Origin of the sequence: Streptomyces viridifaciens (genome assembly GCF_001888885.2) — a bacterium.
Lineage (GTDB): Bacteria > Actinomycetota > Actinomycetes > Streptomycetales > Streptomycetaceae > Kitasatospora > Kitasatospora aureofaciens.
In genome coordinates, this window is the sequence record NZ_CP090841.1 from 7,241,763 (window position 1) to 7,268,281 (window position 26,519).

The window sequence follows — 26,519 nt, forward strand, 5'->3', positions numbered from 1 at the left end:
TGCAGGCATACCGGACCACTGTTTCCGTTCTGTAGCAGTCACCAGTCGGCCGTCACCAGCGCCGGTCAACTTCGAGGGAGAACGATCAACTTCGTTGAGACAAATGGCGTTGGGCCCCCTGCCCAGTCGTGATCCAATTTCGCTGTCACGCTTGCGTTCGGTCCAACTTGAGTGGCATGCCGTCCGCCTCGCTGTCACAGGTCACCAACCGCTCACGCAACGTCAGGGACCGGCCGGTGTAACGCGCAACAACACGCAAGGCGCGTTGCAGCCCTGACCTGCATCCGGCCGGCACTGAGGGTCAAGAAGCGATGTCCACCAGGACTTTGCCGACCGAGCGGCTCTCAACCGTGCGGTGCGCGTCGGCGGTGCGGTCGAGGGGAAAGCGGATCAGCGGCAGGCCGTGCTCCTCTCCGACCGGCAGCGCGCCGTCGCGCACTGCCGCGGCGACGTCCTGGGCGGCCGCGGCGCGTGCTTCCGGACCGGCCAAGTAGAGGACCAGGAACTGGAAGCGTGCGTTGAGCACCATGTTCTGCAGTACGTCCAGTTCGACCGGCTTGCCGCCGTCGTTGGCGTAGGTCGAGATCGTGCCGCGTGTTCGCAGCACGGCCAGGTCCAGTGCGAGGTTCGCGCCGAGCGCGACCTCGGCAATGATGTCGACGCCGTCCGCGGCTATCCTGCGGATCTCGGCGGCCGGGTCGCCCTCGCGGTAGTTGATCACGTGGTGGGCTCCGGTGGCGGTGGCCAGCCGGGCTTTCTCCGCGCTGCTGACCGTGCTGATCACGGTGGCGCCGGCCCATCGGGAGAGCTGGATCACCGCGTGTCCGACTGCTCCGGCCCCGCCCGCGGCGAGCACCACCTTCCCGTCGAGTGCCCCGGGCCGCAGCCGGCGCGGCCCGTCCTCGGCGACGGTGAGCGCGCGGTGCGCGGTCAGCGCGGGGACGCCGAGTGAGGCGCCGACGTCGAAGCCGGCCTCGTCGGGCAGCGGAACGGCCTGTTCGGCCGGCACGACGGTGAATTCGGCGGCGGTGCCGGTGGGCCGCCCGGCGGCGGCCATGAACAGCCAGACCCGCTGACCGACCCGGCTCTGGTCGACACCCGCACCGACGGCGTCGATCGTGCCGGCGCCGTCGAGGTGCGGGGTGATCTCGGGGAAGTGCTTGGGGTGGCCGGCACCGGAACGCGCTTGCCAGTCGGTCGGATTGACACCGGACACGGCGACCCGTACGCGGACCTCGCCGGGGCCGGGCTCGGGGAGGTCGCGGTCGACGAACCGGAGGACGTCGGGGGTACCGGTGTCGCGATAGATGATGGCCTTCATGATCCGTCCTTGGTGCCTGATGGAGGGGGATTCCTGTCGTGGCCCGTCGGTTGGTCAAGGCGGCCAGCGAAGGGCGTAGTCGCCGCCTGGGCCGCGTCGGTTCCGGTCAGCCGATGGGGACGTCGTTGGAGCGGGACCGGATGCCGTCGAGGGTGGCGAGGGTCGCGGCGTCGAGGGTGATCTCGCCGACCGCGACGTTCGCCTCCAGGTGGGCGAGGTCGGCGGTGCCGGGGATGAGCAGCACGTTCGGGGAGTGGTGCAGCAGCCAGGCGAGCCCGACCTGGGAGGGCGTGACGTCCAGGGACTCGGCCACGGCGTGCACCGCTGGCTCGTCGGTCGCTTTGGGCAGGCCGGGGAAGGCCCCGCCGAGGGGGAAGAACGGAACCCAGGCGATGCCCTCGGCCGCGCACAGCCGCAACAGGTCCTCGTCGTCGCGGGAGACGAGGCTGTAGGCGTTCTGCACGCAGACGACGCCGGCGGGCAGGGCGCGGCGCAGGCCGTCGAGGGTGACGCTGCTCAGGCCGATCTCGCCGATCTTGCCCTCGTCGCGCAGGGCGGTCATCACCGCGAGCTGGTCGTCGAGGTCGATGATCTGGTCCCCCTCGGGGCGTAGCCCGGGGCCAGTGTCCAGGCGGCGCAGGTTGACGACGGCAAGCCGGTCGACGCCGAGGCTCCGCAGGTTGTCCTCGACGCTGGCGCGCAGCTGCTCGGGACGCTGCGCCAGACGCAGCGGCAGGTGCCCGCCGGGGTTGGGGTCGGCCCCAACCTTCGTGACGACCAAGACGTCGTCCTCGGGGCGCAGAGCCTCGCGGATCACGTCGTTGGCGAATCCGAAGCCGTAGAACTCGGCGGTGTCCACGTGGTCGACGCCCAGCTCGACCGCGCGGCGCAGCAGGGCGACGGCCTCGTCGCGGCGGTCGTGCAGGCGCTCGAGCTGTAGTGCGCCGTAGCCGATCCGGAAGACGGGGCGGGCTCCTAACGGAGCGGTCGGGGTGGTCACGGCGCGGTCTCCTCATGCGGTGTTCGCAGGGCGGTGTAGAGCAGTTCGGCCTGGTAGAGCGCCATGATCCGGTGGGCGATCGGGGTGGCGCGCTCCCGGGCCGGGTCCGGTTCGTGGTGCTCGACCTTGACGAGCCAGGCCGTGACGCAGTCGTGCAGCATCGCGCGCATCCGGTCGGTCGCGTCGACGACGATGTCGTGGACGGCCGGGTCGGTGGTCGCTTCGCTCCAGGTCTGCACGCCGACCCGGGCCTGGACGGGGTCGATCGCGGCGGTCAGCCGGGAGAGCAGTTCGTCGGGGTCGGGCGGGACGTCGGCCGCGGCGTACTCGCCGATGGTGTCGGCGCGTCGATGGAGCATCTCGCGGGCGGCGGCGCGGACCAGGTCGGCCTTGTTGCGGTAGTGCGCGTAGATCGAGCCGGTCGACAGGCCGGACTCGGCGGTGATGTCGGCGATCGAGGTCCGCTCCAGACCGTTGCGGCTGAAGCAGCGGACGGCGGCGTCGGTGATCTGGGTGCGCCGGAGTTCTTTTCGCGCGTCGGTGAGCCGAGGCACATCCCACCCCTCACAAAAAGAGTCATCGTTCTGCTTGCAGCAGACTCTAGCAGAACCAGTGTTCTGTATACGGGGAGGCGCGTGCCATCGCGACCAGGCCCTGGACGAGGAAGAAGCCGCCGGTGCCTCAGACCGTTGAACGGCCCAACCCATTGGGGAACGAGAGCGGCACCGGGAATTTTCGATCGAGGACCGTCATCACGAGCTGCCCGCCGGGCGCTGCACCCGGTGTGGCCGGGACGGGATGCCGCTGAAGAGAGGGCACTGCCGCTTCTGCCACGTGGTGCTGTCCATACACGTCGGCGAGGGCAAGCCGGTCGATCAGTGACTCAGAGAACGCCGTCATGTTCCACAAATCCCCGGGCAAAGCCAAGATCGTCCGCCGGCTCCAGGAGGGAGGCCGCCTCATCGCCCCGAAGACCTGGCCCACATCTCGCCGTACCCTGCCCGCCGGCCACCCGCTCGCGCAGGCCGAGGCCGTCACTGCGGAGCACCTGGCCGAGCTGCCGCTCGTCCAACTGCCGCCCGCCGTAACGAAGTCCTTCCGCACCGACCGCAACCCGACGCGGACACCGGCCGGTATGCCGATCCCGCCCGGCCCGACCGGCGGCACGCTGAACGAGATCCTGACCCTGGTAGGCGCCGGCTGGGGCGCATTCCCGCTCGGTGCCCAGGCCCGCCGCTACCACCCCCGCCCTGACGTCGCCTACCGCCCGCTGACCGGCGCACCCCCGGTGCAGTGGGGCCTGCTGACCCTCGTCCACGGCATCGCCGAGGCGGAGAACGGCATCACCCGGCTCCAGGCCTGGCTGCCCCTGGTGATCAGTGCGATCGCCGGCGTGCTGTTCGTACTCCACGAGCGGCGCGCCACCGAGCCGGTTCTGGAGCCGTCGCTGTTCCACAGCAGCGCGTTCACCGTGGCCGCGCTGGCCAGCCTGACGCTGAACTTCATCGCCGCGGGGTTCAGCTTCGCCCTGGGGCAGTTCGGCAGTGTGGTCCTCACGCTGTCCCCACGCACGATCGGCCTGCTGTATCTGCCCGGCACGCTGCTGGTGGCGGGCGCCGTCGTCCTCGCCGGGCGCCTGATCGGGAGGTACACCCCCCGGCCGGTCCTCATCACCGGCATGCTGGTGCTGGTCGCGGGCGGGCTGCTGATGGCGGTCACCGCCGGGCCCACGATGGCGCTGTGGATCCTGGTCCTGGCCACCTGGCTCACCAACCTGGGCTCACTGGTGGCCTCGGCCTCGGTGGCCGAGACCATCCTCTCCCACGCCCCGCCCGGTCGGTCCGGTGCCGTCGCCTCCGTCCAGCCGGCGTTCGGAATGACCGGCTACGCCCTCGGCCCCGCCGTCTACCTCCTGCTGTTCAACCTCTTCTTCCGACGGCAGTGGCTCAACGACGCCGATGCGCGCGGCCTGTCGGAGACCCAGGCCGCCCAAGCCGTGGACGCGACCCGAAGCGCGATGGCGCAGAGTCCGGCCACCGTCGGGTACGACCCGAACCTGCTCCGGCAGGCCGGGCTGGACCTCGGGCTGGACTTCACCGACGGCCTGCGGCTCACCATGCTGGTCACGAGCCTCCTGCCGCTCGCCCTGGCCGTGGCCGCGTACTTCCTGATGCCCCGCAGGGTCCGGCCCACGCCGTAGCAGCCGGTTCCGACCGCGGGCGGCACGCGCCCCGGCCCCCGGCGGCTCGCTCACGGCGCGGACCCCGTCCGGTCCGCGTGGCCCCCGCCACGCGTCCGAGGACGGACCGGACGGCCCGACCGGGCGGGCGGCGGTCGGCGCGCTGCGGGGACCGTCGGCCGAAGCGGTGCGGGTCAGGGCCGCGCGAGGTGCCCTTCGCGGCTCGGGGACGACGCCGGCGCGGGTCAGCGGTGGCTGACGATGACGGACACACCCCACCCGATCGCGGCGAGGACCACCGCGAAGCACGCCGCGGCGACGAGGTAGCCGATCGGTCCGGCGGCCGGAGGCGTGGCGGCGGCCCTGTCCGGGCGGGCCGGCGTCGACTCGCTCATACGGCGCCCCGGAGCCGTCCCGTCGACGGTGTCGACGAGGTCGTCAGGGCGGCTTGTGCGGTCCCCCGTCGGCCGTGTCCCCGCCTGCACGGCCGAGGGTGCGATGCGCCTTGCGGATGCTGTCGGCCACCCGGCGGGTCAGTTCGGGCAGTGCGGTCCGGACCGCGGGGCTGAGCCCGACCCCCAGGGTGAAGTCGGCTCCCTCGACCGCGTGCACCACCAGGGCGCGGGGCATCCGGTCGAGAGCGGCGGCCAGGGCGAAGGTCTCGCCGAGGCCGAGCGCGTGGGTGCTGGCCGAGCCGACCGCGGCCCGCTCGGCCTGATCGGCGCGCAAGGTGAGCAGTCGACCGGGCTGCCCGGGGTGCGCATGCACCGCCTCGACCACCACGACTTGGTCGTGACGGTGCCACAGGTCGAGTATCCGGACGGGCTCGCCGTCGCTGACGGTCAGCACCGTGTCTGCGGGCACCTGGGTGCGCACTGCCTCGATGACGGCCGGGCCGACGCCGTCGTCCCGGCGGAACGGGTTGCCCATGCCGATCACCACCACCCGGCCGGTCATGCCCGCTCCACCGTGAGGTCGAGGAAGTGGGCGGAGCAGGAGATGCACGGGTCGTGGTTGCGGATGGCCCGCTCGCACAGCGCGGTCAGCTCCTCGTCGGTCGCCGCCGCGCCCGGGCGGTCCAGCCGGGTCTGCACCACGCGGCGCAGGTCCTCCTCGATGGCTGCCTGGTTCTGGGCGGTGGGCGGCACGATCCGGGCCTGGGTGAGCGCGCCGTCCGCGTCCATCGCGTAGCGGTGGTAGAGCAGCCCGCGCGGTGCCTCGGTGGCGGCGCAGCCGGCCGCCGGGCGTGGCGGCAGCTCGACGTACGGGCGAGGCGGCGGCTCGTAGTCATCGATGATCCGCAGCGCCTCGGCCACCGCGTGCGCCACCTCGACGGCGCGGACGACGATGCTGCGGAACGGGTTGCGGACGACCGCACCGGCGGCCGGGTCGCCCAGTCCCGCCGCTCGGGCGGCCTCGGCGGCCAGAGGGTGCAGCCAGCGCCCGCCGATCGCGTACCGGGCCAGCGACCCGGTGAGGTAGCGGCGGCCGTCCAGTTCGGACTGCAGGGCGGTGGAGTGCGGGACCTGGCGTTCCACCACGTGCTGCTCGAACTCGTCGACCGCGAAGCGCCGTACCGGTCCGGCTCGGTCCGAACCCGGGGAGTCGGGTGCGGCCATGGCGGCAGGGGTGCCGGAGTCGATGGCGTACCGGCCCGGGTCCTGCAACGCCAGCAGGTCGTAGTCGCAGGAAGCTTCGGGGAAGTCGAAGCCGGCCACCCAGCGCACGGTCTCCACGGCGTCCTCCTGGATCCGGCGCAGCCGCTCGGCCAGCGGGGCGAGCTCGGCTCTGGCCGGCACCCGGTGGAAGCCGCCGATGCGGACGTTGACCGGATGGATGGCCCGGCCGCCGAGCTGCTCCATGACGGCGTTGCCGGCCTGCTTGATCCGCAGGCCGCGCTCCACGGCTTCCCGCTGCTCGCGGGCGAGTTCGACCGCGCTGGGGCATCCGAAGAAGTCGGGGGCGTGCAGGAGGTGGATGTGAAGGGACTGGCTCTCGATCCACTCGCCGTAGTAGAGCAGGCGGCGCAGCTCGGCCAGTTGGTCGTCGATGGTGACCCCGCAGGCCCGTTCGATCGCCTGGCAGGCGGTCATCTGGTAGGCGACCGGGCAGATTCCGCAGATCCGGGAGGTGATGTCCGGGGGTTCGTAGTGCCCGCGGCCGACCAGGAACGCTTCGAAGAAGCGCGGCGGCTCGTAGATCTTCAGCCGCGCCTCGGTGACCGTACCGTCGTTCACGGTCAGGCGCAGCGCGCCTTCACCCTCCACCCTGGCGAGCGCGTCCAGCCGCAGGACGCGCGGTCCGCGATGGCTCATGCGCCCTCCTCGCCGCGCTCGCCGGTGCCTTCGCCGAACGCGCACCTTCCGGTGGTTCGCTCGTTCACTGAGGTGTCTCCGGGGGGTGGGGGTCTTCTGGGGGCTCCTGGGTGGCGAGTTCGGCTACCGGCGCGTACTCGGGAGAGGCCGCGTTGAAGGTGCGGAAGATCCTCACGATGTCCCGGCCGGTCATGCCGTCCTGTCGCAGCTGGCGCACCATCGCCACCAGGTTGGGGTTGGCGACCGGGCCGAAGCAGCCGTAGCAGCCGCGGCCGTACGTCGGGCAGAGGGCACCGCATCCGGCGTGGGTGACCGGCCCGAGGCAGGGGGTCCCGTGGGCGACGGTGACGCAGGTGTTGCCGCGCCGCTTGCACTCGAAGCACACGCTGTGGTCCGGGATGTTCGGCTTTCGTCCGGCCAGGAACGCGGTGATCACTTCGAGTAGTTGGCGCCGGTCGATCGGGCAGCCGCGCAGCTCGAAGTCGACCGGCACATGGGCCGAGATCGGGGTGGAGGTGGCCAGGGTGGCGATGTACTGGGGGCTGGCGTAGACGGTGGCCCGGAACTGCTCGACGTCCGCGAAGTTGCGCAGCGCCTGGACGCCGCCGGCGGTCGCGCAGGCGCCGATGGTCACCAGGCGGCGGGAGATCCGCCGGATGTGGTGGATCCGCCGTACGTCCTCCTCGGTGGTGACCGACCCCTCCACCAGGGAGAGGTCGTACGGCCCGATCCCGTTCAGGGTGGCCGGCTCACGCCCGTCCTCCGCACCGGACATTTCCAGGAAGTGTGAGATCCGCACCTGGTCGGCCAGGCCAAGCAGTTCGTCCTCGCAGTCCAGCAGGGTCAGCTGGCAGCCATCGCAGGAGGCGAACTTCCACACCGCCAGGGTGGGCCGGGTGTCGGCGTGCATGTCACAACTCCCTGACGGCGAGCAGGGGCTCGGCGCGCTCGTAGCCGATCACCGGGCCGTCCAGGCAGAGCAGCAGCGGCCCGAGCTGGCAGTGGCCACAGTGGCCGGTGCCGCAGCGCATGTTCCGCTCCAGCGACGTCTGGAGGCGGCGCGCCGGCAGACCTCGGGCGAGTAGTGCTCGCGCGGTGTGGCGGATCATCGCCTCGGGGCCGCAGACCAACGCGCGGGTCCGGTCGAGGCGCAGGTCGATGCGGTCCAGCAGCGCGGTGACGACGCCGACCGTACCCCGCCAGGTCGGGTCGGGCTGGTCGACGGTCACCTCGACCTGGACGGAGGTCCGCCACTGCGGCAGTTCCGCGCGGTACAGCAGCTCGCCCGGGCTGCGGGCGCCGACCAGCACGGCCAGTGAGCCGAAGCGGCCGGGGCGGTCGAGCGCCTGGTGCACGACTGGCCGCAGCGGGGCGAGGCCGAGGCCGCCGGCCACCACCAGCAGGTCGGAGTCGGCCGCCGCGTCCAGGTCCCAGCCGGTGCCGTACGGGCCGCGCAGGCCCACGGCGTCACCGGGCCGGAGTTGGCACAGCGCGCCGGTGACCGCGCCGACCGCGCGGACGGTGAGCACCAGACGGCCCCGGAGGGCGCTGACCGAGATCGGAACCTCGCCGATGCCGAAGGCGTACACCATGGCGAACCGGCCGGGCGAGAAGGCCGGCAGGGCCCGCTCGATCGGCTCGAGTTCGAGCGAGACGGTGTCCGCGGTCTCCGGTGTGGCGGCGGTGACCCGGTACGGCACGGGCACGGTGGTGGTCATGGCGGGCCGCCTCCGACCGGCGCGTAGAGGTCGAGCAGCCGGATCCGGGTGGCCTGCAGGCGGTCGGCGATCACCTCGACGCAGTGTCGCATCAGCGTGTACCCGAACTCCGGGTCATCCGCGCACAGTTGGCGCACCTCTGCGGCGGGGAGCTCCCAGGCCCGCACCGGCCCGACGGCCCGGGCCCCCAGGTGCCAGCGGTACGGCGGGAAGATCCACGACCAGCCGAGCTGCTGCCCCGCTCCCAGGGTCTCCACCACCGGCGCGGGACGGCCCGGGACGTAGACGTCGAGGGCGACCTCGCCGGAGCGGACCAGCCAGAAGCGGTCGGCCGGGCCGCCTTCATCGAAGAGCCTGCTGCCGTCGGGGAAGTCCCGGTCGTGGGCGAGCGCGAGCAGCCGGTCCCGGTGGGCCTCCGGGAGGGCGTCGAGCAGCGGTGGCAGGGTGGTCATGGTTCGCCGTCCGGGCGGTCGGCCCAGTCGTGCAGAGCGGCGGCCTCCTCGGTGATGTCGATGGCGACCGGGCACCACACGATGCAGCGGCCGCAGCCGACGCACCCGGAGGAGCCGAACTGGTCGTACCAGGTGCCGAGTTTGTGGGTGAGCCACTGCCGGTAGCGGCTGCGCGCCGAAGGGCGGACCGGTCCACCGTGCAGCTGGGAGAAGTCCAGGTCGAAGCAGACGTCCCAGACCCGCCAGCGCTCGGCGTGGTCCCCGGTCAGGTCGGTGACGTCCTCGGTGGTGGTGCAGTAGCAGGTGGGGCACACCATGGTGCAGTTGCCGCAGGTCAGGCAGCGGGAGGCGACGTCGTCCCAGCGGGGGGCGTCCAGCGTCCCGGCCATCAGCCGGCGCAGGTCGGTGTCGGGCATGGTGCGCCCCATTCGGTCCGCGGCGGAGGCGACAGCCTGGCGCGCGGTCTCGCAGACGGCTTCGGAGGCCGCGCTGGTGGGGAGTGCGGCGAGGATGTCGGCGCCCTCCGGGCTGCCGCTGCGGATCCAGAACCGGTGGCCGTCGGCGTCGACCAGCTCGGTCAGTGCCAGGTCGTACCCGGGTCCGGCCGCCGGCCCGGTACCCATCGAGGCACAGAAGCAGGTGGCGCCGGGTTCGGTGCACTCGACCGCCACCAGGAACGCCCCGGACCGGCGCCCCTGGTACACCGGGTCACGGTGCCGCCCGCCGGTCAGCACCCGGTCCTGAACGGCGATGGCCCGCAGATCGCACGGGCGGACCCCGAGGAAAGCGAAGCGCGGCGGCGGGGTGTCGTCCTCCTCGATCACCAGCTGTCCGTCGCTGCGCTCGGCCCGCCACTGGCGTACCCGGGCGGGGTGCAGGAACGTCTTCCACGACTGCGGACCGGCCGCATGGGCGAAGGCCGCGCCGTCCTCCCGCTCGCGCAGCCGGTAGTGCCCGGCTTCGAGCTCGACGCCCCACCCGTAGGGCAGCTGGTCGGCGGACTCCAACTCGGCCAGCACGATCGCGCCGTCCCGTACGGTCGGGCCGACCACCGTGAGCCCGCGCGCCCGCAGCAGATCGACCAGGGTGGCCAGGCCGTCCTTGCCGATCACGGCGCCTTCGGCCGCGGGAGTCGTCGTCGTACTCACAGCACCACACCTCCGTCACCGACCAGGGACGGACGGCCCTGGCTGCCGGAGCGGGTGTCGACCCGCACCATCCTGCCGCACCTCCTCGCCCGACCGGCCACGTCCAGCACTCCGCCCACACCCGCAGGCCCATCTGTCACACACGTCCCATAAGAGCAGGATTTCCGCCCCGACACGGCGCCGACAGGGCCGGTTGGGGCATCGGTGGCGGGTCTTTCGACCACCTTCACTGTCAGCCGCTCTCACCACGCACGAGGACCACCGGACAGGGCGCGTGGTGGACGCGGCGCCGTTGGCCCACCGTGTACGGCCTTGGCGGAGCCGGTGCTCGAGATGCGTTCCCTTCCCGGTTCGGCGGCTCGTGGAACGGGGTGCGGAGGGCGAGGACGGGCATGTCGTCGTGGCCGTCGCTGGGATGGTGGTCGGTCGCCTCCGAACGAACTCGTCGAGCGGCAGGTCGGCGTGGTCGAAGGCGAGCCGGGCGAGGGCCTGGAGACCGGTGTCGATGGAGTGGTGCGGGTCTGCTCGGCCACGGCCACGTTCTGTTTCACGGCGGCGAAGCTGTCCGGGGCCACCGGGATCGAGTCGATCTCCGGCCTCGACCGGAAAGCGGGCGAGGTCCGGATCATCGCTCGGGCGTTGACCGCACAGCCCGACCGGGACACCGGCGGCATGGGCGGACGCGATCTGTGAATAGAGCACGCCGCCGACGGGAGCGCACTCCGGATCGCGCGATCCCGGCTCGCACGCCAGTATGGACAGCATGTCCGGCCTGAGTACCACACCCCCGGTCCTCACCCTCACGATGAACCCTACGGTTGACATCTGCTGCGACGTCGACCACCTGGTGGACATCGGCAAGACCCGCGCGCGGGTCAGGTATGTGGCCGCCGGCGGCGGAGGGATCAACGTCGCCCGCGGCGTGGCGCGGTTCGGGGGACGGGCGACTGCCGTCCACACCGCCGGCCAGGAGATCGGCCAGCGCCTGAACCGGCTGCTGGACGAGGAGGGCATCGACCACGTCGCCCTCGGGATCGCGGGTGAAACCCGCGAAGCGTTCGTGCTGTTCGAAACCGAGTCACACCGCAGCTATCACATCGTGCCGCGCGGCCCGCGACTCGACGACGACGAGGGGCGGCGCTGTCTGGACCTGATCGAGCGGGCAGCCGGCACTCACCCGTACGTTGTGGCCAGCGGCAGCCTGCCCGAGGGTCTGCTCGACGACTTCTACACGGCCGTCGCCCGCCGGATCAGGGGAACCGGGTCCAGACTGCTGCTGGACACCTCAGGACCGGCTCTGCCCGAGTCACTGCACGAGGCCGTGTACCTGCGCAGATGCAACCGCAGCGAAGCCAGCTACCTCGTCGGCCGGGCCGTGCAGAGCTTCGACGACGCCCGCGCCGTCAACGAGCAGCTGCTCGCCGCCGGAGCAGCCGAGGTCGCCATCACCACCCTCGGGGAACTCGGCGCGCTGTGCTCGACCGGTCAGGGGCACATGGAACTGCACGCGCCGCCACTACCCGGAGAGCCGCTCAGCGACGCCGGCGCCGGGGACGGCATGATCGCCGCAATCGTCACCCGGCTGGCCGAAGGCGACGACCCGGTCGACGCCTGCGCGCTCGGGGTAGCCGCAGCTGCCGCATCGATGCTCACCCCCGGCACCGAACCGTTCGATCGGGAGGTAGCCGAGTCCCTCTGTCCCGCCGTTCGGATCAGCCGGCTTGCAAGCTGAAGACCCCCTGCCTGCCAGGACCCGTTCCGAGCAGGGCGAGGTGGTCGAAGCGCGACTGGCGGTCGGTCAGCGGATGGAGCCGACCCTGGAGGAACTGGCCCGCGTGGTGGGCGCCGTCCGACCCGGGCGCCCACCACGACCGGGAGGCGAACTGACCGGCGGCTAGCGCCGGTTCGCCACGTGCTGGGCCGCAGAGGCGGCGGCCGGTGGGGCGGGCTGGTCTGCGGGGCAGCCCCAGGGGGCGGGGTGCCTGCGAGGTGTGGGCGGTGGCGGCCCGTACTCGCTCGGCGTCGGGTCCGTCTTTGGCCTTGACAGCGAGTTCGCGGGCATCGACGACGTGGCGGATCATCTGGAGGGCGGTGTTGCCCTCTGCGTAGGCGGTGCGCAGGGCGCTCGCCGATTCGGTGATCCGGTCGAGGTCGTAGAAGGGCGGGGACGTGACCGGGCCGGGTCCTCATCGGCCGCTTTGACCTCGATGAGGTCGTAGCGCTCGCCGGAACGGTGGATCTGGTCCTCGATCCGGGTGGTGAGTTCGTCGGTCGGGCCGTAGGGCGTGCGCAGCTCCATCGCCTCGGGCGGGCAGCCGCGGTCGGCGAGCCGCTTGCGCGCGAACGCGACGTTGGCGTGCGTGAAGCTGTCCAACGCGAATGTGCCCGGGGACCGTTCGCGTTGGACATCGAACGTGGCGATGTTCGGCAGGTCTCGCTTGACGTCCCACGTGGCGGCGGTGTCGAAGGTGAGGAAGAAGCTGCGCTCGCCGACGTCGTGCCGGGCCAGGAGGTCGTAGTCGCTCTCCCAGGTGTACCGCCACAGGTGGTCGGAGTGGTCGTCGGCGGGGGACAGGCCGTCGACGTCGAAGTCGAGATCGGTGTTCATGCGGCGAGTCCCAGCTGGTCGGGGGTGGACAGGAGGCGATGGGCGGGCCGGGCCGGGCTGGTGGTGCACGCGGCGAACGGTCCTTCGGGGGAACGGAGTTGGAGGAGGGCGTGGTCGCTGTGGTCGCGGTGCCAGGTGGAGGGCCCGGTGTGGCCGGCCTCGGTGGCGGTCAGTTGCTGCCACGCGAGCCACAGGGCGTGCAGGCGGGCAACGGCCTCGGGGTGCTCCTACCAGCGCGCGCACCAGGGGCGGTTGGAACTGATCTCCCGGCCGTAGGCGGGCAGCAGGAGGTGGGTGACCCAGTTCGCCAGCCCGGCCAGCTCGGCGGCGTACTGCGCGCCGCCCATCGCCAGGATGAACAGGGGCGGGGCTGCCTCGGGTTCGCCCTCGGTGGCGGGGCTCGGTTGCTCGGAGCCGGGCCCGGCGTCGGGCTCGGTGTCGGCTTCGGAGCCGAGGCGGTCCAGGAGCACGCCGTGCTGGCGGACCTCGGCCATGGTGCGGTTGAGCGCGCTGACGAGGTCGTCGAGGTCCTCGTCGGGGATGCGGATCGGCCCGGGCTCGGAGGCGCCCGGCAGCGGGTCGGACATGGCACATCCAGGGGGTTCGGACGGACAGGGGACGGGGCGGTGGGTCTTCTTCGGCAGGGCACGGCTGGTCTCCGGTGGTGCGGGTGAGGAAGAGGATCCGCAGGATCGGCGGTTTGGTGCGGCCGCCAACTCGTGCTAGACGAAGGCGGGGTGAGCACGCCGGGAGGCAGCGAGGCGCAGGCCGAGGACGACGGCGTCGGTGAGGGTGTCGGTGAGCGGGTGGCCGGCGGCGGCCAGCCGGTTGTGAACCCGCACCGCAGCCCTCCTCGCGCAGCAGGTCGTCGACGGTCAGCATGCCGACCGGACGGTCGCCGTCGAGGACGGGCAGGCGGCGCACGCCGGTGTTGCGGAAGGATCGGTACGCGGTGTCGAGGTCGGCATCGCCGGCCACGGTGACGACCGGGGTGGTCATCAGCTCCGCGACCGGCTGCGCGGGGTGCGGGCCGTGGGCGAGCACACGGACGGTGAGGTCGCGGTCCGTGAGGATGCCGCACAATCGGCCGTGGTCGGTGACGAGCACGCAGCCGACCGCCTCCCGCTCCATGACCAGCGCGGCCTCGAAGGCCGTCGTGGCGGGGCGAACGGTGACCGGTGGCGCGGTCATCAAGTCTTCGGCCTTCATGACGCGCTCGCCTTCGGGCTGCCGTTCAGTGAGACCCTGACGGCCGGCGGGTGGTCGAGGGTGTTCTTCACGGTGCAGTGGCGGACGACGGCGAGCAAGCCCGCCTCCCGGTCCGGCGGCAGACCGAGGGCGGTGATCTCGACGGACACCGAGGCGATCCGGGCCGGTCGGTCCTGGGACATGGTGAAGCCGGCGGTGACGTGTAGGCCGTCGCGGCTGAAGCCGTGCCGGTCGAGGTAGCCGCCGGTGTAGTGAGCGGTGCAGGAGGCCAGGGTGGAGGCGCACAGCTCGACGGGCGTCGGCGCGGTGTCGGCGCCGCCCGCGTCGAGCGGCTGGCCGACGGCCAGGGCGTGCGAGCGGACGCCGACCGCGTACAGGTCTCCGGCCACCGGGTCGATCTCGATCCGTCCGGCCCGCGGGGCCAGGGGCCGGTCGACGGCGGCGGCTTGGCGCAGCAGCATCCCGGCGAGCTGCCGGGCCTCGCCCCGGGTGAGCGAGATCCAGACCTGGTCGGGGTCGTACGGTTCGAGGGTTGTGTCGAGGATGATGCGGCCGGTGTCGGACAGGACCGCTGGGGTGTAGTGGGAGACCGCGATGGTTCGCCCAGTGGCGGTGTGCAGCAGCAGCTGGGTGGTGGTGCGAGAGTCGTCGGTCAGCACGGCCGTGCCTCCGGTGCTCAGGGCCCGGCTGGGTGGGCTGGGCCTCCACCACCCAGGAGACGTGCTGCCGGGGGCGGGTCGGCAGGGCCGTTCGGCCCGCCACTGGGCCCTTGCCGTGGATGGAGGCCGGGCCGGCGGGGGAGGGCTGACGGCCCAGGCGAAGCAGGGCGGGGGAGGGCCGCAGCCGGGGCCGTCTGACTCTCGGTGGCCCTCGCGCCCGTACGTCATGGTGGGGGCATCCCAACGGGGACCGGAAGGTGAGCCCGATGATCATCTCGGAGACGGTGCTATTCCACGTCGGCGACCGCGTCTGCATCTACCGCGAATCGTTTTACGGCACGGTCGAGAGCGCCGTCGTCGTGGACGCCCCGGCGGACCACAGCCTGAGGCTGGAGTTTCCGGACGGTCACCGCAACCACCTGCGCAACGGCCACATCGAACTCCTGGCCCCGGCCGGCCGATGACACCCGTGCAGGCGTCACATCAGGCCGCTCGGCCGGTGAGACCAGGGCCGTTGGGCCCTCACCGGACACCCCGGCGCGGCGGACCATCGAATCACCGGCGCTCCCCGCCGGCAGCAGGGAGTGAACCCGCCATGACCACTCGAACCGCCCTCACCGCCGCCGACCTGCGTCTGCTCGCCGAAGCCGGCGGCCTGGCCCCGTCGCTGCACAATAGCCAGCCCTGGCACTTCCGTCCTACCCCCGACCGCAGCGGCCTGGAAGTCCACGCCGACCTGGCCCGGGCGGTCCCGGTCACCGACCCGGACGGCAGGGCGATGCACATCTCGATCGGGGCTGCGGTCTTCAACCTGCGCGTGGCCGCCGCCCGCCTGGGCCGCGAGGCCTCCCTCCGGTTGCTGCCCGAGGGCGAGGGGGCGCAGCCGTGCGCCGTGCTCGATCTCTCTGCGCGGGCCCGCTCATCGCAGCCCTTCGGCGCCGACCTCTACCCGGCCATCGCGGGGCGCCACTCCAGCCGCCACCCGTTCGCCAATCGGGACGTCCCCGAAGCGCTCGTCGCCGACCTCATCACAGCCGCCCGGGAGGAAGGCGTCACCCTCACCATGCTGGAGGAGGATGGCGTACGCCGGGTGCTCGCCCTCACCTCCGAGGCCGAGGCCCGGATCGCCGCCGACGCCACCCGCGAGGCCGAGACTCACTCCTGGCTGCGCCTCGAACCCTCCTGCGACGGCATCCCGCTCGCCGCCCTCGGCTCACACGACCGCGACGCCCGCATCCCGATGCGCGGCTTCACCGGCCACCCGCCGCGCCACGCCACCCCAGCCGCACGCTTCGAGGCCCTGCCCCAAATCGCCATCCTCAGCACTCACTTCGACAAGCAGGCGGACTGGCTGCGCACCGGTCAGGCGATGGAACGGGTCTGGCTGCTCGCCACCGTCCACGGCCTGCGCGCCTCCGTCCTGCACCAGGCCATCGAGATCCCCGACACCCGCTGGCGCCTGCGCGACCCGGCCGAGGGCCCCGCCCACGTCCAGCTGGTGCTGCGCCTCGGATACGGTCCGCCCGGCGTTGCCAGCCCGCGCTGCCCGCTGACGGAGGTCCTGGACCTGCCGGAGGGGTAGCGGCAGGGTTTCACGTGTCGCCGCGGGCGGCTTCCTCCAGGTCCAGGTCGTGTTGGAGCACACGCAGGGTGGTGTCAGTGATCCGGCTCTGTCCCGTAATTCGGTGGTGACGAAGTGACGAATCCCAGGCCCAGGCCGCCGGTTCCGCCACCGACTTGCGGGTGAGCCCGAGTTGGGTGGGGCGGTGGGCGACCCGGCGGCCGAGGTCGCCGGGGCCGGCTGAGCGGGGGGGCTGCCCGGCGTTCGTTCGTGGTCTTTACGTCGACCTTCGAGAGTCAGGCCTGGTTGCCGTTCGGGACGATCACCAGCGGGACGGTGCAGCGGTGCACCAGGGCGCGCGCGGTGGAGCCGAACAGCAGGCCCCGGAAGACGCCGAGGCCCCTGCTGCCGATGACCAGGCACCGGGCGCGGGTCGCGACGGCGGCCAGCATCGGGGCGGGGGAGCCGGTGAGCACCTCGCGCCGGACGCGGATGTCCGGGTACTTCTCCTGCCAGCCGGCCAGGGACTCGGACAGGTCCACCAGGGATTCCTTCACCAGGTCCGGCTGGGTGGCCTCGGCGGGGCGCCGGACCTCCACGGCCGGCACGGCGGCTCCGACGAGCGAGGCATCCTCGAAGGCGAAGCCGATCGCGGCCCGCGAGGCCTCGGAGCCGTCCACCCCGACCACGACCGGTCCAGGGCCAGAAATGTCGTCGGGCGGCTCGGGGACGAGGGCGATCGGGCAGCTCAGGTGGCCGACCAGGGACGCGCCCTTGGAGCCGATCGGCAGCGCAGAGTGGGGCTCGGTGAGCCTGCGGATGCCGAGGACGAGCTGTGCGGCCTCGTTGGCCGCCTCGCGCAGCACCCGGACCGGCCAGCCCTCAACCAGTCTGGGCGTGATCTCCAGTTTGGGGTGACGTTCGGTGGCCAGCAGTCGCGCCGTGTCGAGCAGCGCGTCGCCGGCGGCCCGGAGACCGATCGCCAAGCGGTGGTCCGTTTCAGCTTCCGGTCCGCTGGTGGGCCACTCCTGCGCGTGCAGCAGGCGCAGCGGGAGGCCGCGCCCGGCGGCCTCGTCCGACGCCCGGCGCACGGCCCAGTGGCTCGCCTCGGAACGGTCGACGCCCACGATCACGGGGCGGCGGGTTTCGAAGCTGTTCATCGCAGACTCCTTCCTCGGCCCCGGCCGGCGCCGTCACCGGCTCTGTGCGGAGCCTTGACCACCCTCATCGTCGGCCGCGGTCGTGTGTGAGGCCGTAGGCGTCCAGGTCGTCGAGCAGGTCCTGCTTGACGCGCGCCAGGCCGAAGACGATGCCGCGTGCGGTCAGTTCGCGGCGCAGGGCCTCCACGGAGTCCAGCGCGGTGATGTCGACCTCCACGTTGGCTTCGGTGTCGAGGACGAACCACCGGACTGGCGTCGGCTCGTCGGCGACGGCGGCCAGGGCCCGCGTGCGGAAGTCCTCCGCGTTGGCGAACACCACCAGCCCGGGGATGGTGCGGGCCTGGGGACAGTCCTCGATGTCGTGCATGCCGGCCAGGCCGGGGACGAGGCCCTCGACGGCGTCGTGTGGCCGGGCCACCCGGCTCAGCAGCTCGGCCACCGACAGGCCTACGGCCACCAGGACGCCGTACAGGATGTCCAGGGCGAGGACGTCGATCAGACAGCCGATCGCCAGCAGCAGCTCCCGGCGTTGGAATCCGGCCAGCCTGCGGAAGCCCGGCAGAAGAGCGCGCGGCCTCTCCCGCTGGCCCTCGCGGCCCCGGCCGGCGGCGGGTTGCTCGCCCTCGCGTGGGTGGCGTTCAAGGTCGGCGCACTGTCCTACGGCCGCGGATTCGTCATCATCCCCTTGATGCAGACCGACGCCGTCCACCAGTACCACTGGATGACCGACGGCCAGTTCCTCAACGCCGTCGCCCTCGGCCAGATCACCCCCGGCCCGGTCGGTCCAGACCGTCGCCGTCGTCGGCTACGCGGCGGCCGGCATTCCCGGCGGACTGCTCGCCGCCGCGGTGGCCTCGCCCCGTCGTTCCTGTTCGTGATCTTCGGCGGCCGGCACTTCGACGCGCTGCGCGCCGACCCGCGGGTCCAGGCGTTCTTCGGTGGCGCCAGCCCTGCGGTGCTGGCGGCGAGCAATACTCCGTATGGACGAATGGGTCCCCCCGATCGCCACACAGTGTCACGGCGGCGAATCCCCTCGCCGCCTTCATAGTGATGGCATCAAGGAGGTTTCCATGGCACATGACGACCAGTTCACCGCTGTCGGACCGCCGTTGGACGGCTCGGGACATCCGCGTACGGCGTTCTCGACCAAGGCCACCGGCATGGAATACGGCGGGAACATGCAAGGCGTGAGGGCCGGCTTGTACGCCCAAAGCCCCGAGACCGACACCGCCCGGGAGGCCGATGTCGAGGGCGTAGGCGTTTTTGGGGTGGGTGACAATTTCGGCATCTTCGGAAAGACCGATCCCAGCCCTGGACGCCCTGGCATCGCTGGGCTGTTCGGCCAGCACAACCGGGGCGGTGTCGGTGCTATCGGGGCCACGATGCGGGGCGGCATCGGCCTGGTAGGCACGAGTGTGCAGGGACTGGGCAACCCGCTAGAGACGTTCGGTTCCGGCCCCGGGCCGGGCGACGGGTCCGGAACCGGGGTTCTCGGCACGAGCGGCAGCGGCGTCGGCGTGCATGGGATCAGCCAATCCGCCGAGGGCCTCCACGGCGAGAGCACCCAGGGGATGCCGTCGTGGGCCACAGCACCGGCGGACGAGGCGGACGTTTCCAGTCCGGCCTAACGGCTGCCGGTACCCCCATCGGTCAGATCGGCCTGGTGCCTCAGTCGCTGTCGGTGTCCGGTCGGATCACTGCATCTCCCACGATGTACGACGGCACGGCGCTGGAACAGTTGCCCGCCGAGGGTAGCGGAGGCGACCTGCTGGTCACCCAGTCTGACGACGGCACCTGCGCGTTGTGGTTCTGCACGAACTCCGCCCAACCGGACCGCCGCGCAGTCTGGCGAGAGGTACTACTCGGCCCTCCGCCGGTGCCGCAGGCGTTGGAGTTGGTCGACTGGACCGTGGTCGAGCACGATCTGGCGACGGGAACCGCGCAGGGGACTTGGCACGGTGCCGATGTTCGGTTGATGGGGCCCATCGGCACCGGCAGCAGCGTGGACGGGACCTTCCGCGGGTTCTCCTCCAGTGCGTTCGCTCCGCCGTTGCCGTCCAGCGACGTTCTGGAAATCCGCGGCGGAACCGAGCACGCCTTCAGCGTTACTTTCGCGGCTGCCATTAAGGACCCGGTGCTGTATCTGGCGTCGATGGGATCGATCATGCCGTTTCCGGGAGGGACAGAGGTGACCCTGGTCAGCGGACAGGGGCTGAGCGTGTCCGGAAGCACTGTGACGGGCGTGGCCGGACCGAGCGACTCGAGCGGAATCATTAGGCTCGCGGGCGTGTTTACCACGATCTCGTTCACGGCCACGACGAATGTGCCCACGCCGGGCGTCATCGATGGGATCTTCCTGCAGATTGGTGGTGTGCCGGCGTAGCGCCTTCGCCGTCGACACACTCTGCACCACGTGCAGGGTGGCGAGACCCTAGACCGCGATCACATCGCCCGGGCGCCCACGACCCTCACCCTCCGTGTCCGGTGCCGCGATTCATGGATCGCCTTTCAGCCATTGCTCCCCTGATTTCCGGACTCATGGTTGCGGCGATCGGAGGGTGGGCCACATTGACGGTATCAAGGAATCAGAGGGCAGGTGAAACATCTCGTGCGGAGCGCCAACTCGCCGTGCAGCGCAGCTCTACGATCCCCCCATTGATTCCATATCTCGGCTCCGAAAAGGAAGAGGAAAAGCGGGCCGCCCTTCTCGCTATCGACGCTTTCGGCGACCCAGCCTTGGCGACGAAGCTCGCCGAGATTTACGGCGGCGAGGGAAGCAAGTCTGCACTCTCTAGCATTGCCGCACGATCGCCGCGCGAGGTGGCAGCCGCCGCAGAGAAATCGCTAGACACCCTATTCTCTTCCCTTAAGAGTTCCATTGTGCGCTTGGCTGTCGACGGTCAGCCTGCCGCTTCGGGGTTCTTCGTGGCACCCGGGCATGTTCTCACCGCGGGGCTCACTCCGCGACACGATGAGGCGCGGGTGACCCTGCACCTCCATACCGCGCAAGAGTTGGCCGCGACCGTACTGGCTTGGGATGATAATGCAGATCTAACCTTGCTCGCGACGAGTCGCGAAGATCTGCCTGCACTTACATTTCAAAAGCCAGGTCGCACTGAAGAAGAAATCATGGCGATATTCGGACAGGAAATCACCGCAATTGGCTATGCAGGATCGTCGTCCGAGCCCCGGGTTAGGCCCCATCGTGGAAATTTTTACACAAACGCTAGATGTTGAATTTTCGCCCGGGCCCATGATCTGGGCACGACTCCATGCTGCGTCTGGATTTAACGGGGCCCCTGCAGTGAACTCCAAGGGCCACGTCATCGGCGTGGTTCGAGCTGGCCAAGAGAACAACGGACTCATCTCTTCTAATTCAGTGCTCGATTTCCTGTATCGGCATAAGATCGCCGTGGATGTGGCCAGTTGAGCCGCAGTGCTGGCGGCGGCAGGCTCTTGAAAGTACCAATAGTCGGCCTACTCGGGGCCTGTCGAGGATTTTGTTACTCGGAGGCGGCTGGCGACGTGGCTGGCGCGGTCGCCTCCGTTCCATTTGTGCCAGTGGTGGGCGGTGCCGTCAGCGGCGCCCAGGAGGTCGGCGAGCATCTTCCAGTGGACCGCTCCGACGAGTGCCAGCCAGGCGCCGTTGCGGGCTTGGTTGGCGCTGGGGATGCCGAGGCGTTGGAGGCGACGTTGCAGGGTGTTCGAGCTGAGGGGGCTGGAGGGACGGAGGCCGGGGAACAGGTACGGGGTCTCCTGGTCTTTTGAGTGCCGCGGCCAGTGGGCGGCGTTCGTGGATGAGTTGTTGGAGGAGGGCGGACAGGCGCGGCCGGAGCCAGAGTGGTTCTCGGCCGAGTTGGAGGCCGAGGACGCCGGTCTCGCGGTGGGCGAAGACCACGTCCAGGGTCATCACGTCGCGGACGGTGCGGTGCTGCATGGTCGTTCCTCCCGGGCGGAGCCGGGTTGCTCAGACCAGCTGGGCGCCCCAGTCGCGGGCGCGGTCGAGCTCGCCGGCGCGCAGCGGGCCGTCGGTGCCTTCGACGATGAAGCCCTCGGGTTCGGCGACCAGGTCGTAGGAGTGGCGGGACAGGCGACTGGCGATGCCCCTGGCGGCGCCGCCGGCCCGGGGCGTGTCGACCCGGGTGTCGAAGGCGGCGGCGTAGGTGCCCGGTTCGGTCCTCGGGAGGTCCTGGAACCAGGAACGCAGGCCCTGGCTCTCGGCGGTCTCGTGGCCTTCCTTCCGGGACTCGGTGTAGGCGGCCAGATGGCGGCTGAGCCCGGAGGACATACCGTGCATGTGGGTCGGGCCGCCGACCACCAGGAGATCGGCCGTGCGGGTCACGTCGCTTCCGGCCTCGTTGAGCGCGAGACAGTCGATGGTTCCGGAGGGGTCGGCCCGGTGGACGCCGTCGGCGATGGCCTCGGCGACCTCGCGAGTGTTCCCGTACATGCTTTCGTACACGATCACGGTGTGCATGGTCTCCACCTTTCGTCGCCCCCAGGCTCGCGCCGGGAGCGCCGTCCGGACACGGGCCGTTCGGCCTGGATAGGGCCGCCGGACGGTCCCGGGTCGGTCGTGGGGGCGTGGCACGGGACACCGGGCCGGGAGGCGCCGGGCGGCAGTCGGCTTGTGCGGCGTCTCCCGGCATCGGTCCGGCTCAGTGCCGGGGAGCGGGCACGATCACGACCGGGCAGTACGCTTGGTGCAGCAGGCCGTGCGGGACGGAGCCGAGCCGCATACCGGTGAAACCGCCCTGGCCGCGGCGGCCGACGACCACGGCGAGGGCGTGCTCGGCGGCGGCTCCCAACTCCTCGACGGGATGGCCGTGCACCAGTTCGTGGGTCACGGCCACGTCGGGGTAGCGCTCGTGCCGGCCGGCGGTGGACTCGAACAGCAGCTCGCGGAAGGTCTGTTCGGCGGTCGCCTCGTCGAGGTTGCCGATCGGTGGGCGCTGCCACACCCAGAGGACGCGCAGCGCGGCCCGGCGTTCGTCCGCGAGCCGGAAGGCGAAGTCGACGGCGGCGGCCGAGGACGGGCTGCCGTCCACGCCGACCACGACGTAGGGCGGGGCCTGGGTGACGTGCTCGGGGCCGCGCACGACGACGACCGGGCAGTGGGACTGGGCGCCCACCGGGACTGTCACCGAGAAGGCGTTCAGCACCTCCTGCGCGCGGCTCAGGCGGCGGGAGCCGAGCACGATCAGCTCGGCGTGCGCGGACTCCCGGTACAGCACCAGCGCCGGAAGGTCCTCATCGACGGCGGTGACGAGCTCCAGACCGGGGTGCCGCTCGCGGGCTGCGGCGGCCGCCCGGTCCAGTGCCTGGTCGCCGCGCTCGCGCAGGGCCTTGTGGTAGCGGCCGTGGTCGAACGCGCGGAACTCGCTGAACAGGGACGGCACGGCGTGCACCAGCCGCAGCGGCAGCCCGCGGTGGTCGGCCTCGTCGGCGGCCCAGGTGGCGGTCATCAGGCCAGTGTCGAGCGCGTCGACGCCGAGGACGACGGGACGGCGGGGGCCGTCGGGACTCGCGGATGTCATGGCTCCTCCTCCGGTCCGGCTCCGGACCCTGTTTCCATGCTGGCCGTGGCCCAGCGGTCGGCACGAGGGCCGACCGGCCCCGGGGCCCGAGTCCGGCGGTCCCACCCCGGACGCTCCCGACCGGCGGCCCGGGTCGGCCCTCGGGGCCCTGGGGCCCCGAGGCAGGCGACGGCAGAGTGGAGGGCAGATCGGAACGAGGAGGTGGCCACGATGACCCGGATCAGGGTCGTCACCCGGCCGACCCGCCCCCACGAGCCCCCGCCACAGGACCTGCGGACTCCGTCCGGCCGCCCGTTGCCCTACTGAGGGCCGCCACCCGGTCCTCGATCCGCTGACGGACGTCGGCGGTCAGGCGGGACAGCCGCTCGGACACGGCGGCAGACGGCAGCTGCGGGGAGCGGATCCGCCGTGCGGCGGACGGGAGCTGGGCGAGATCGGCCTCGAACGCGGCACGGGCGTCCGCGAGGGTGCTCGGCGGGCTCGTGCGCTTGCCGCCCACCACGACCGTCCGCAGCAGGGGCTCGGTCCCCGGCGGGGCGGGCTCGTCCCGGAGCGCGATGGTGTCGGTGAGCCCCGGCCCCCGGTGCACCTGCTTGGCGCCCGGCGCGGTGACCTTCCCCGTCGAGAGCTTCATCATCGGCCGCCCGTCGTACTCGACCAGCTTGTACGCGGCGTCCAGGTACGGCGCGTCCGCCGAGACTCCGACCAGCGTTCCGACGGCGAACACGTCGATCGGCGCCCCCGACCGAACCAACTGGTCGATCCCGTACTCGTCCAGCCCGCCACTGGCGGTGATCCGGACACCGGGCAGCCCGGCCCCGTCCAGGATCCGCCGCGCGGTGGCCGCCAGCGCGCCCAGATCCCCGCTGTCGAGCCGCACCGCGCAGCCCTCGTGCAGTCCCGACTCCCGCAGCACGTCGGCGGCTACGGCGACTCCGGCAGCGGTGTCGTACGTGTCGACCAGGAACGTCACCGGCCCGGGGTGGGCCCGGGCGAAGGCGCGGAACGCCGCCGCCTCGTCGCCGAAGGCCTCGATGTACGAGTGCGCCATCGTGCCGACTGCCCGCAGCCCGTACGCGTGGGCCGCCACCACGTTGCTCGTCCCGGCGAACCCGACCAGCGCGCCCAGCCGTGCCGCCTGCGCGGCCGCCGGGACACCGTGGGTGCGCCGCAGCGAGAAGTCCACCACTGGCCGTCCGTCCGCGGCCAGCATGCAGCGGGCGGCCTTCGATGCGACCGCGCTCTGATGGCAGACCTGATTGAGCAGGTACGACTCCACGAACTGCGCCTCCGGCAACGGAGCGGTGACCTCCAGCAGCGGCTCCCCGGGCAGCACGATTCGCCCCTCCGGTACGGCCCGCAGTTCCCCGGTGAACCGCAGCCCCAGCAGCGGCTCCAGGTCGGCGTACGGGCGGTCGAGCGCCTCGGCGAAGGCGGCGACGTCCGACTCGTCCACCCGCAGCCCGGCGAGGTGGTCGAGCGCGGGCTCCAGCCCGGCCGCGACGAGGAAGCCGCGCTCGGGCGGCGGCTTCCGTACGAAGAGGCTGAACGTGGCCGGGGCCGTCATGCCCTCCCGCAGGTAGGACAGGGCCATCGTCACCTCGTACAGATCAGTGATCAGGGCGTTCGACATGCGTCAGATCCCTTGCTTGGGCAGCCGGGCCGTCGCGAACCCGAGGAGCCCGGCGACGGCGGGCGCGGCGTGGTCGCCCCAGGACAGTGGAACGGTCTCCAGCACGTCGCGCAGGAACGGCAGGTAGAGGGCGGCGGCCCCGAGCGCGGCCGAGGCGAGCACGGCCACCGGCAGGAACGGGTTCGCGCGGGTCAGCAGACGTTCGCGCAGGCCCAGCACGACACCGAGCTGGGCGGCCAGCAGGGCGACGAACAGCACGCTCTGCCAACGGCCTTCGCCGCCGCGGGCCCAGAGAGCAGCGCCGAGCGAGGCGGACGCGACGACGAGGCCGAGCAGCAGCACCCGCTGCCAGACCCCGGCGCCCAGGATGTGCTGGCGCGGCGGTCGCGGGGGCCGGGCCATTGCGCCGGGGGAGAGCGGCTCGGCGCCCATGGCGACGCCGGTGAGGCCGTGGGTGAGCAGGTTGATCCAAAGGATCTGGCCCGCCCGCAGCGGCCCCGGAGCCGTTCGTGGTCCAGGCCCGCCTACCGGCGGCCGTCAGCAGGGCGGCTTCGGTGGGATCGGCGAGCGCTCCCCACTCGCCGTCCCCGCCCGTCGGCGGCCGCAGTGCCGCGTCGTTGCACAGCGCGGCGGTGGTGAGCAGACCCTTCACCTCGTCGTCGGCCGTTCCGTCGAGCCTGATCCCGCCTGCCGGTCCGTACCCGAGGCCGGTCACGACGGCCGTCGAGTGCGGCGTCCAGAGCCGCTCGACCACCATCCGGCCCTCGGTGAGCGTGCCGGTCTTGTCCGTCGCCAGCACGGAGACCGAGCCGAGCGTCTCCACGGCCGGCAGCCGCCGGACGACGGCATGCCGGGCCGCCATCCGGCGCGCGCCCAGCGCCAGCGCGAGCGTGACGACCGCGGGCAGCGACTCCGGCACGGCGGCGACCGCCAGGCTGATCACCGTGACACCCATTTCGCCCGGCGGCTGGTGCCGCAGCAGTCCGAGGACGAAGACCACCGCGCACAGCCCCACCGCCACGGCGGCCAGCACCCGCCCGAGCCCGGCCAACCTCCGCTGGAGCGGGGTGGGTTCGGGCCGGGGCCGCAGCAGCGCGGCAATCCGGCCGAGCGCGCTCTCCGCCCCGGTGGCGGTGACCACAGCGAGCGCCCTGCCCCGTAGCACGATCGTCCCCGCCCGGACCGTTTCGTCTCCCGGCGCCGCGGCTTCGACGGCCTTGGTCACCGGCAGGGACTCGCCGGTCAGCATCGATTCGTCGACCAGCAGGGCGGCCGACTCGACCAGCCGGGCGTCGGCCGGGACGATGTCGCCCTCGGCGAGGGCCACCACGTCACCGGGGACGATCCCGGCCGAGGGGACCTTCCGATGCTCGCCGTCGCGCAGTACCCGCGCGGCGGGGGCGGAGAGCCGGGACAGGGCGGCGACGGCGCTTTCCGCCCGGACCTCCTGGACCACGCCCACGGTCGTGTTGACCACGATCACCAGTGCGATGACCACCGCGTCCGGGTGGTCGCCGATGGCCAGCGTCAGGGCGACGGCTGAAAGCAGCACGGTGATCAGGGGGTCGCGCAGCTGGGCGGCGATCCGGGCCCACAGCGGCACCCGGTGGTCGGCGGTGACCTCGTTCGGGCCGTGCTCGGCGAGCCGCCGGGCGGCCTCGGTGGCGGTCAGCCCGTGCGCGGGGGCGCAGGCGGCGACGGTCATGGCGGCGGCCGGTCAGTCGGCGAAGAGGTGCGGATGGGGCGGGTCCGCCACGTGCTCGTGGTCGAAGTGGTGGATCCGGGCGTCCGGGCCGGGGAAGTACTCGGTCACCCGATTGTCGTCCGACCAGCGCACGTCGTACGGCGGGCTGCCGTCCGGGTGGTGCAGGCCGACGATCTCGCCGTCCCTGCGGGCCGCACCCGGCCGGGTGCCCTGGACGATAATGCGGTCTCCCACGGCGGCTTTCATGCCGTCCTCCCTGGGTCGGTGCCGGGCCGCGGCACGCCCGGCCGTATCCCCATGGGACCACCGAAGGC

At 72.0% G+C, this 26,519-nt stretch carries 27 protein-coding genes and 4 pseudogenes; 9 read left to right on the plus strand and 22 right to left on the minus strand.

Annotated features, from left to right (window positions below; genetic code table 11):
- Window positions 1-301: 301 nt before the first annotated feature.
- From BOQ63_RS39670 to BOQ63_RS39680, 3 genes are all read right to left on the minus strand, one after another.
- A complete protein-coding gene (locus BOQ63_RS39670; RefSeq protein WP_030285972.1) occupies window positions 302-1,321 on the minus strand; it encodes an NADPH:quinone reductase in 1,020 nt (339 codons plus the stop codon).
- Between the two features lie 106 nt (window positions 1,322-1,427).
- Complete coding sequence (locus BOQ63_RS39675) at window positions 1,428-2,321, minus strand: aldo/keto reductase (protein WP_030285970.1); 894 nt, start codon at window positions 2,319-2,321, stop codon at window positions 1,428-1,430.
- A complete protein-coding gene (locus tag BOQ63_RS39680; protein ID WP_050367024.1) occupies window positions 2,318-2,875 on the minus strand; it encodes a TetR/AcrR family transcriptional regulator in 558 nt (185 codons plus the stop codon). The genes BOQ63_RS39675 and BOQ63_RS39680 overlap by 4 nt, the downstream gene beginning before the upstream one ends.
- A 344-nt stretch (window positions 2,876-3,219) precedes the next feature.
- Between BOQ63_RS39680 and BOQ63_RS39685 the strand changes: the two genes are divergently transcribed.
- Window positions 3,220-4,521: an MFS transporter gene (locus BOQ63_RS39685; RefSeq protein WP_150476316.1), complete on the plus strand. Its 1,302-nt coding sequence runs from the start codon at window positions 3,220-3,222 to the stop codon at window positions 4,519-4,521.
- 224 nt (window positions 4,522-4,745) lie between these two features.
- On the opposite strand, the gene BOQ63_RS39690 is transcribed toward BOQ63_RS39685, so the two are convergent.
- The 7 genes from BOQ63_RS39690 to BOQ63_RS39720 form a co-directional block, all read right to left on the minus strand.
- A complete protein-coding gene (locus tag BOQ63_RS39690) occupies window positions 4,746-4,895 on the minus strand; it encodes a hypothetical protein (protein ID WP_157881910.1) in 150 nt (49 codons plus the stop codon).
- Window positions 4,896-4,938: 43 nt separating this feature from the next.
- Window positions 4,939-5,457, minus strand: coding sequence for a hydrogenase maturation protease (locus tag BOQ63_RS39695; protein ID WP_046387080.1), 519 nt, complete (start codon window positions 5,455-5,457; stop codon window positions 4,939-4,941).
- Complete coding sequence (locus BOQ63_RS39700; RefSeq protein ID WP_072655921.1) at window positions 5,454-6,815, minus strand: Ni/Fe hydrogenase subunit alpha; 1,362 nt, start codon at window positions 6,813-6,815, stop codon at window positions 5,454-5,456. The genes BOQ63_RS39695 and BOQ63_RS39700 overlap by 4 nt, the downstream gene beginning before the upstream one ends.
- Before the next feature lie 64 nt (window positions 6,816-6,879).
- Complete coding sequence (locus BOQ63_RS39705; protein WP_050367026.1) at window positions 6,880-7,725, minus strand: NADH-quinone oxidoreductase subunit B family protein; 846 nt, start codon at window positions 7,723-7,725, stop codon at window positions 6,880-6,882.
- A 1-nt stretch (window position 7,726) separates the two neighbouring features.
- Window positions 7,727-8,533, minus strand: coding sequence for an FAD/NAD(P)-binding protein (locus BOQ63_RS39710; protein WP_030285958.1), 807 nt, complete (start codon window positions 8,531-8,533; stop codon window positions 7,727-7,729).
- A complete protein-coding gene (locus tag BOQ63_RS39715) occupies window positions 8,530-8,985 on the minus strand; it encodes a Crp/Fnr family transcriptional regulator (protein WP_030285956.1) in 456 nt (151 codons plus the stop codon). The genes BOQ63_RS39710 and BOQ63_RS39715 overlap by 4 nt, the downstream gene beginning before the upstream one ends.
- Complete coding sequence (locus tag BOQ63_RS39720; protein ID WP_072655922.1) at window positions 8,982-10,133, minus strand: 4Fe-4S dicluster domain-containing protein; 1,152 nt, start codon at window positions 10,131-10,133, stop codon at window positions 8,982-8,984. Before BOQ63_RS39720 ends, BOQ63_RS39715 begins: the two co-directional genes overlap by 4 nt.
- 462 nt (window positions 10,134-10,595) lie before the next feature.
- Between BOQ63_RS39720 and BOQ63_RS39725 the strand changes: the two genes are divergently transcribed.
- Both BOQ63_RS39725 and BOQ63_RS39730 read left to right on the plus strand, forming a co-directional pair.
- Window positions 10,596-10,826: a hypothetical protein gene (locus BOQ63_RS39725; RefSeq protein WP_072655923.1), complete on the plus strand. Its 231-nt coding sequence runs from the start codon at window positions 10,596-10,598 to the stop codon at window positions 10,824-10,826.
- Window positions 10,827-10,896: 70 nt separating this feature from the next.
- Window positions 10,897-11,865, plus strand: coding sequence for a 1-phosphofructokinase family hexose kinase (locus tag BOQ63_RS39730; RefSeq protein WP_072656461.1), 969 nt, complete (start codon window positions 10,897-10,899; stop codon window positions 11,863-11,865).
- A gap of 345 nt (window positions 11,866-12,210) precedes the next feature.
- Here the strand turns inward: BOQ63_RS39730 and BOQ63_RS39735 are convergent, their stop codons facing one another.
- The 4 genes and pseudogenes from BOQ63_RS39735 to BOQ63_RS39750 all read right to left on the minus strand — a co-directional run bounded on the left by BOQ63_RS39735 (window position 12,211) and on the right by BOQ63_RS39750 (window position 14,609).
- Window positions 12,211-12,741, minus strand: a complete 531-nt coding sequence (locus BOQ63_RS39735) for a hypothetical protein (protein ID WP_030557688.1) — start codon at window positions 12,739-12,741, stop codon at window positions 12,211-12,213.
- A pseudogene (locus BOQ63_RS39740) lies at window positions 12,738-13,328 on the minus strand (DUF4913 domain-containing protein). Before BOQ63_RS39740 ends, BOQ63_RS39735 begins: the two are co-directional and overlap by 4 nt.
- Before the next feature lie 277 nt (window positions 13,329-13,605).
- A pseudogene (locus tag BOQ63_RS39745) lies at window positions 13,606-13,950 on the minus strand (CBS domain-containing protein); the annotation flags it as partial.
- Window positions 13,947-14,609 (minus strand): OsmC family protein, encoded by a 663-nt coding sequence (locus BOQ63_RS39750; RefSeq protein ID WP_223886179.1) that lies wholly within the window; start codon window positions 14,607-14,609, stop codon window positions 13,947-13,949. The pseudogene BOQ63_RS39745 and the gene BOQ63_RS39750, both read right to left, overlap by 4 nt.
- A 266-nt stretch (window positions 14,610-14,875) precedes the next feature.
- On the opposite strand from BOQ63_RS39750, the gene BOQ63_RS39755 reads away from it, so the two are divergent.
- Entirely contained in the window at window positions 14,876-15,073 is a 198-nt protein-coding gene (locus tag BOQ63_RS39755; protein WP_030285944.1) for a hypothetical protein, read from the plus strand.
- Between the two features lie 131 nt (window positions 15,074-15,204).
- Window positions 15,205-16,191: an Acg family FMN-binding oxidoreductase gene (locus BOQ63_RS39760; RefSeq protein WP_043481573.1), complete on the plus strand. Its 987-nt coding sequence runs from the start codon at window positions 15,205-15,207 to the stop codon at window positions 16,189-16,191.
- A 275-nt stretch (window positions 16,192-16,466) separates the two neighbouring features.
- Here the strand turns inward: BOQ63_RS39760 and BOQ63_RS39765 are convergent, their stop codons facing one another.
- Together BOQ63_RS39765 and BOQ63_RS39770 are read right to left on the minus strand one after the other, a co-directional pair.
- On the minus strand, window positions 16,467-17,330 hold the full coding sequence (locus BOQ63_RS39765; RefSeq protein ID WP_072655924.1) for a universal stress protein: 864 nt from the start codon (window positions 17,328-17,330) through the stop codon (window positions 16,467-16,469).
- A 64-nt stretch (window positions 17,331-17,394) separates the two neighbouring features.
- Window positions 17,395-17,892: pseudogene (locus BOQ63_RS39770) on the minus strand (STAS domain-containing protein); the annotation flags it as partial.
- A 69-nt stretch (window positions 17,893-17,961) separates the two neighbouring features.
- Between BOQ63_RS39770 and BOQ63_RS39775 the strand changes: the two are divergent.
- The 4 genes from BOQ63_RS39775 to BOQ63_RS39790 all read left to right on the plus strand — a co-directional run bounded on the left by BOQ63_RS39775 (window position 17,962) and on the right by BOQ63_RS39790 (window position 20,567).
- Complete coding sequence (locus BOQ63_RS39775) at window positions 17,962-18,378, plus strand: chromate transporter (RefSeq protein ID WP_223886180.1); 417 nt, start codon at window positions 17,962-17,964, stop codon at window positions 18,376-18,378.
- A gap of 22 nt (window positions 18,379-18,400) precedes the next feature.
- Entirely contained in the window at window positions 18,401-18,958 is a 558-nt protein-coding gene (locus tag BOQ63_RS39780; RefSeq protein ID WP_072655925.1) for a hypothetical protein, read from the plus strand.
- Entirely contained in the window at window positions 18,910-19,713 is an 804-nt protein-coding gene (locus BOQ63_RS39785) for a hypothetical protein (protein WP_143174862.1), read from the plus strand. Before BOQ63_RS39780 ends, BOQ63_RS39785 begins: the two co-directional genes overlap by 49 nt.
- 101 nt (window positions 19,714-19,814) lie before the next feature.
- A complete protein-coding gene (locus BOQ63_RS39790) occupies window positions 19,815-20,567 on the plus strand; it encodes a S1 family peptidase (protein ID WP_143174863.1) in 753 nt (250 codons plus the stop codon).
- Window positions 20,568-21,297: 730 nt separating this feature from the next.
- Here BOQ63_RS39790 and BOQ63_RS39795 read toward each other — a convergent pair.
- The 6 genes and pseudogenes from BOQ63_RS39795 to BOQ63_RS39820 form a co-directional block, all read right to left on the minus strand.
- On the minus strand, window positions 21,298-21,807 hold the full coding sequence (locus tag BOQ63_RS39795; RefSeq protein WP_072655927.1) for a flavodoxin family protein: 510 nt from the start codon (window positions 21,805-21,807) through the stop codon (window positions 21,298-21,300).
- 181 nt (window positions 21,808-21,988) lie between these two features.
- Complete coding sequence (locus tag BOQ63_RS39800) at window positions 21,989-22,867, minus strand: universal stress protein (RefSeq protein ID WP_072655928.1); 879 nt, start codon at window positions 22,865-22,867, stop codon at window positions 21,989-21,991.
- A gap of 229 nt (window positions 22,868-23,096) precedes the next feature.
- A complete protein-coding gene (locus tag BOQ63_RS39805; protein WP_072655929.1) occupies window positions 23,097-24,500 on the minus strand; it encodes a nicotinate phosphoribosyltransferase in 1,404 nt (467 codons plus the stop codon).
- Between the two features lie 3 nt (window positions 24,501-24,503).
- Window positions 24,504-24,992: a cation transporting ATPase C-terminal domain-containing protein gene (locus tag BOQ63_RS39810; RefSeq protein ID WP_223886332.1), complete on the minus strand. Its 489-nt coding sequence runs from the start codon at window positions 24,990-24,992 to the stop codon at window positions 24,504-24,506.
- 298 nt (window positions 24,993-25,290) lie between these two features.
- Window positions 25,291-26,205, minus strand: a pseudogene (locus BOQ63_RS39815) (HAD-IC family P-type ATPase); the annotation flags it as partial.
- Window positions 26,206-26,217: 12 nt separating this feature from the next.
- Window positions 26,218-26,451 (minus strand): DUF1918 domain-containing protein, encoded by a 234-nt coding sequence (locus BOQ63_RS39820; RefSeq protein WP_072655931.1) that lies wholly within the window; start codon window positions 26,449-26,451, stop codon window positions 26,218-26,220.
- Window positions 26,452-26,519: the final 68 nt, after the last annotated feature.